Source organism: Clostridia bacterium, assembly GCA_036562685.1.
Classification (GTDB): domain Bacteria; phylum Bacillota; class Clostridia; order Christensenellales; family DUVY01; genus DUVY01.
This window is the reverse complement of sequence record DATCJR010000036.1, coordinates 1-5,566: the sequence shown is the minus strand read 5'-3', so window position 1 is coordinate 5,566 and position 5,566 is coordinate 1. Positions and strand designations below refer to the sequence as shown.

Annotated in this window: 5 protein-coding genes; all 5 read right to left on the bottom strand. The window is 32.9% G+C overall.

Features of this window, described 5'->3' with window-relative positions; all coding sequences use genetic code 11:
- Nucleotides 1–28: 28 nt before the first annotated feature.
- Nucleotides 29–1,312: a histidinol dehydrogenase gene (gene hisD, locus VIL26_01340; protein ID HEY8389586.1), complete on the bottom strand. Its 1,284-nt coding sequence runs from the start codon at nucleotides 1,310–1,312 to the stop codon at nucleotides 29–31.
- Between the two features lie 2 nt (nucleotides 1,313–1,314).
- Nucleotides 1,315–1,938 carry an ATP phosphoribosyltransferase gene (gene hisG, locus VIL26_01335; GenBank protein HEY8389585.1) on the bottom strand — a complete coding sequence of 208 codons (624 nt, stop codon included), beginning with the start codon at nucleotides 1,936–1,938 and terminating at the stop codon, nucleotides 1,315–1,317.
- The gene (hisZ, locus tag VIL26_01330) at nucleotides 1,931–3,133 is read right to left on the bottom strand and encodes an ATP phosphoribosyltransferase regulatory subunit (protein HEY8389584.1); all 1,203 of its coding nucleotides are present in this window, start codon (nucleotides 3,131–3,133) and stop codon (nucleotides 1,931–1,933) included. Before hisZ ends, hisG begins: the two co-directional genes overlap by 8 nt.
- Nucleotides 3,134–3,234: 101 nt before the next feature.
- Nucleotides 3,235–5,256: an ATP-dependent DNA helicase RecG gene (locus VIL26_01325; protein HEY8389583.1), complete on the bottom strand. Its 2,022-nt coding sequence runs from the start codon at nucleotides 5,254–5,256 to the stop codon at nucleotides 3,235–3,237.
- 6 nt (nucleotides 5,257–5,262) lie between these two features.
- The coding region (locus tag VIL26_01320; GenBank protein HEY8389582.1) for a hemolysin III family protein at nucleotides 5,263–5,566 on the bottom strand (304 nt) is incomplete at its 5' end.

Genomic DNA, 5,566 nt, shown 5'->3' with positions numbered 1-5,566 from the left:
GTAGTTCTTTTGAGTTCCCCTGCTCTTTTCATTGTTCATCCTCTTCGAATCTAATTTTAATAGAGTTTCCATGAGCCTGTAAGCCTTCGCAGTTACTTAGATTAATAATGTCATCTTTTACTTTTTTAAGTTGCTTTTTATTGTACTTAATTAAGCTAATTTTTTTTACAAAAGTTTCTGCACTTAAAGGAGAGAAAAATCGAGCAGTACCTGACGTGGGCAAAACATGGTCTGGACCAGCCAAATAATCTCCCAATGGTTCGGGCGAGTTTTCTCCTATAAAGACAGCTCCCGCATTTGAGATAAAAGGCAAGTATTGATTTGGATCATCTAGCAATAATTCAAGATGTTCGGGGGCTATTTCATTGGATATCATAACAGCCGCCAAAATACTTCCCAAAACAAAAATTCTGCCATTATTTTCTATTGAAATACGTGCAATACTTTCTCTATCTAAGGTTTTTAATCTGTCTTCTAATTCTTTTTGAACTTTTTGGGCAAGTTCCATACTATCAGTCAAAAGATAGCTTGCTGCTCTTTCATCATGTTCAGCCTGAGACAGCATATCGCATGCAATATAGTCTGGTCTGGCTGTTTTGTCTGCAATAATCAAAATTTCTGACGGTCCTGCAAGCATATCAATCCCTACCGACCCAAAAACTTCTTTTTTTGCTAAAGTTACATAGATATTCCCCGGTCCTGCAATTACATCAACCTTAGGTATTGTCTGGGTTCCGTAAGCGAGCGCTGCAATGCTTTGCGCTCCTCCAACTTTAAAAATTCTATCAATGCCGCATTCGCATGCTGCTACCAAAGTCAAAGGATTGATTTCTTGCTTGGCTGGTGTAACCATAAATATCTTTTTTACGCCAGCAGCAACTGCAGGTATAGCACACATCAAAACAGAAGAGGGATAAGCCGCCTTGCCCCCTGGCACATAAATACCTGCATTCTCAATGGCTCTTATCATCAGCCCACGTTTATTAAGGTAGGCACTTTTTAATATTTTTTTCATAAGGTCGTTTTGATAGCTATATATGTTTTTTATTGCAAGGCGCAAAGATCTGAAAGTATCTCTATCAACCTTAAGATATGCTTCTTGAATTTCTCTTTTAGTAACCTCAATATTCGAAGCATTAATATCAACACCGTCAAATTCTTTGGTGTATTTGAACAATGCTTCATCACCATTTTCTCTTACATCATTAACTATTTTGCGCACTTGTTCTGCAATTTCATTTCCAAAAGATAATTCTCTTTTATTCTTAAGTTCTTTTAGTTCCTGTTTATAATCAGTTACAATCTTAATCATAATTATCCCGCCAAAACTTCCAAAGATTTTATAATTGGGTTAATAATATCGTATTTTGTTTTAAAGCTAACTTTATTGGCAATTAGTCTTACAGATACATCTGCTATATCTTCTAAAACTTTGAGTCCATTTGATTTTAAAGTCGCTCCACTTTCTACAATATCCAAAATAACATCACTTAGGTCAGTAATGGGTGCAAGTTCAACTGAGCCATTAAGTTCTATGATGTCAGCTGTAATTAATTTGCTTTCAAAATATTTTTTTGCAATGTTTGGATATTTTGTAGCCACTCGTATCGAATGTCCTTTTTTTAGCTCTTTTGAACTTTTGCCTGCAATACACAATTTGCACTTGCCTATTTTCAAATCAAGAAGTTCGTAAATATCCTTGCCTTCTTCCATAATTGTGTCTTTACCCGAAAAGCCTATATCGGCAGTTCCCCTTTCTACATAAGTAGGTACATCTACAGGTTTGACAAATAAAAATCTGTATTCGCCAGTTATGTCATTGACAATAAGTTTTCGTTCATCCTGAACATCTGGTATATCAATACCGCATTTTTTTATTAGATCCATCGCCTTGTCCGCAAGTCTGCCTTTGGGCAATGCTATTGTAAGCTTATTCATAACTTCCTTCTTTTATAGCTTGATCTGAAATAACCAAATATTTTTTTATATTCTTAGAACGGCAATATTCAATCAAATCTTGCTCATTGTTTACATATGCGCGTTCAATATAAAGTCCTTGATTACGCAATTTATTAATATATTCAAAAGCCTTTTTTTCAGCATTATCCAAAACACAATAAGCATAATTAGAAGCTTTTAAAGTCATTAAGCCGTTTGTTTTTTTAACAGCTTCCATTAGTCTTTTTATTCCAATTGAAAAACCTACAGACGGATTATTAGCTCCAAAATAGGTACTAAGATTATCATATCTGCCGCCTTCAAGGATCGCTGCACCCACGCAATTAGTCATACCCCTAAAAATAATTCCAGAATAATAGCTCAAGTGCGGCAGCATTCCAAAATCAATTGATACATAATTAGAATATCCATATTGTTCTAACAAATCTAAGATTTCTTTTATGTTTTTTACTGCATTTTTAGATTGATCATTTTGTGCCAATTTTTGAGCCTTCTCTAAAACTTCTTTCCCTCCAAATAATCCTGGAATAGACAGTAATACTTCTGTAACTTCTGCAGTCAAATTTTCCTTTTTTAAAAGATATCTAATACCCTCAAGATCCTTATTGTTAATTCTTTCCCTTATAGTTTCTATAACTTTAAAATCCAAACCATATGAATTAATAATTCCTAAAAAATAATCAACTTGGCCAATATCGATTTTAAAATCTTTCAGCCCGCACTCAAGCAAGCTTTGAATTGCCATAACAAGCACTTCTGCATCAGATTGACTGCCTTTTAAACCAATTAATTCCAAACCAACTTGAGAAAATTCTCTTGTTCTTGAATTTTGAGTTTGATTATTGGTAAATTCATAAGAATTGAGCACATAAAAAAGCCTGTTGACATTATCATTAAGCTTAGTAGCCGCAATTCGTGAAATTTGTAAAGTCGGATCTGCTCTTAAGGCAAGCACTTTTCCGTCAAAGTCTATTAATTTAAAGACTTTTTCCATATGGGAAGAATTATCAAAGTTATATGTATCTATATATTCAAAGGTTGGAGGCTCGATTTTTTTGAATCCGCTTTTTAAAAAAACTTCGGATATTTTGATTTCTAAAATATTTTTATTGTAACATTCTTCAGGCAAATAATCATGAACACCTATAGGTAAAATATTTTTGTTGTACGACATTTTATCCTCAAAAATACTTCATTATGCTAATGCATTAGTGTAATTATATAGGCTAAAAATAATAATGTCAAATGTTTTGTATTAATATAGATATATATGTTTTAATTAAGAGTAACGTTTTTTAATAATTTTTGATATTTATATCCGATAAAATCTATGATTTGTTTTGTCTTTTTATTATCGTTATTACAATTATTCAATATTTGATCTGAAAGTTCTTTTGATATATTAACCCATTCTGGTTTAATTTTTAGATTATTAAATACTCCCGCTAATCCATGCTGACGCGTTCCCAAAAAATCCCCCATTCCGCGCACAGTCATATCGTATTCAGCAAGAAAGAATCCATCATGATTTTTTTTGAATACTTCAAGTCTTTTTAATGAATCAGGATTTCTGCAATTTGATACCAAAAAACAATAACCCTTAATTGAGCCACGTCCTATTCTTCCCCTAAGTTGATGCAATTGCGACAAGCCAAATTTATGCGCATCAAAAATAACCATAATTGCGGCAGATGGCACATCAATTCCTACTTCTATAACTGTAGTAGAAACCAAAACATCAATTTTTTGAAGCTTGAAGTCGTTCATGATTTTAGCTTTTTGGCTCTCTTTCATCTTGCCATGAATCAACCCAACTTTTAGTCCTTTTAGTCTTTTTAGAAGCGTTTCATATAATGATTGCGCTGATACGCCCGAAAATTCGTCTTCGTCTTCAATCTTGGGCGCAACAATATAGGTTTGAATATTTTTAGATGCTTGATCAATTATATAATCAAACATGTCTTGAATTTTATTTTGGGGCACGAATTTAGTTTCAACACCAGCTCTTGATTTTGGATTTGTTTTTATAAAGCTTATATCCAAATCGCCATAAACGACCAATGACAATGTTCGCGGTATAGGTGTTGCAGACAAAAGCAAAATATCCATAGTCTCGCCTTTGTCTTCTAGTGCTTTTCTTTGAGATACTCCAAAGCGATGCTGCTCATCAATTACAGCCAGCGTAGGATTTTTGAAAATAACTCCCTCTTGAAACAATGAATGAGTACCCACAATTATTTGTGAAGATGTTTTTATCTCAAGCAAGGCATTTTCTTTTTCTTCTTTTTTTAGTCCTGAAGACAAAAATGTGATATTAAGCTCAGGAAACAGCTTTTTTAAATTGATATAATGCTGTCTTGCTAAGATTTCAGTAGGCGCCATAATTATGCCTTGTTTTCCGTTAAGAACGACATAGTACAACGCCATAAAGGCAACAATGCTTTTTCCTGAACCAACATCCCCTTCAATAAGTCTGTTCATAATTTCAGGCTTAGAAAAATCAGTCAAAATATCGTTAAGAGCATTGATCTGATCAGAGGTCAATTCATAGGGAAGCTCAATTATTTTTTGATTTATATTTTTTGAAACATCAACATACTGAAAAGAACGATATTTTTTATCATAATTTTTTAACAGCCAAAATGCAGTAATTGTTTTTGTAAGTTCTTCTATCGCTACGGTTTTTGTAGCCTGCTCTATTTCTTGTAAACTTTTGGGATAATGCAAAATATTATATGCTTTTTTGAGATCAATTAGCTCATATTTCCTTTTCTGCTCATCTGTTAGTATAGAGTGTACTTCTAATTTTGGTAAAGCATACTTAATAAAATCTCTCAAAGCATTTGAAGGAATACCTTTAATTCTATTATAAACCGTTATTATTCCTTTTAGCTGCTTAGGATTATCTGATAACTCCATTATAGGATTAAGAACGGTAACATCTTTGGAGACACTGGCTTGTCCAAAAATCAGATAATCCTGATCCTGTTTTAGACTTTTAGATAAATATGGGCGATTATAATAAATGATTTTAAAATTAATTCCTGATAGATTGCATTTTGCTGATATTATTGTGTAATTAAACCCTTTTCTTGCAAATTTGGTTACTGGCACTGCCGTTATTTTTGCAGACAACAAGACATAGTCGCCGTCATCACAAGAATCGACTGAACACAGTGTTGTATCAAAATATTCTTTTGGAAAAAAGGCGCATAAGTCATTGATGTCAAAGATTCCGACATCATTAAGAATATTCAGCCTTTTTTCACCTAAACCTTTTATATCAAGTAAATTCATACAGCTTTATATCACATAGAAAAAGATAGAGAAAAATTGCATAATGCTTCCAGCCAGTACAAACAAATGCCAAATAGAATGCATATATTTTAACTTAAGCTTGTGCCCCAAAACATATATAACAGCACCTAAGGTATATAATATTCCGCCTAGCAATAAAAACATAAAACCGCCTGAAGTAAGATTGCTTTTAAATAACGGAACAATTGCTATAACAATACACCAGCCCATTGCAATATAACATAGCAAATTAATTTTTTCATATTTTTTTAGATCAATAGCTGTTAAAACAATAGACAAAATTGCGGCA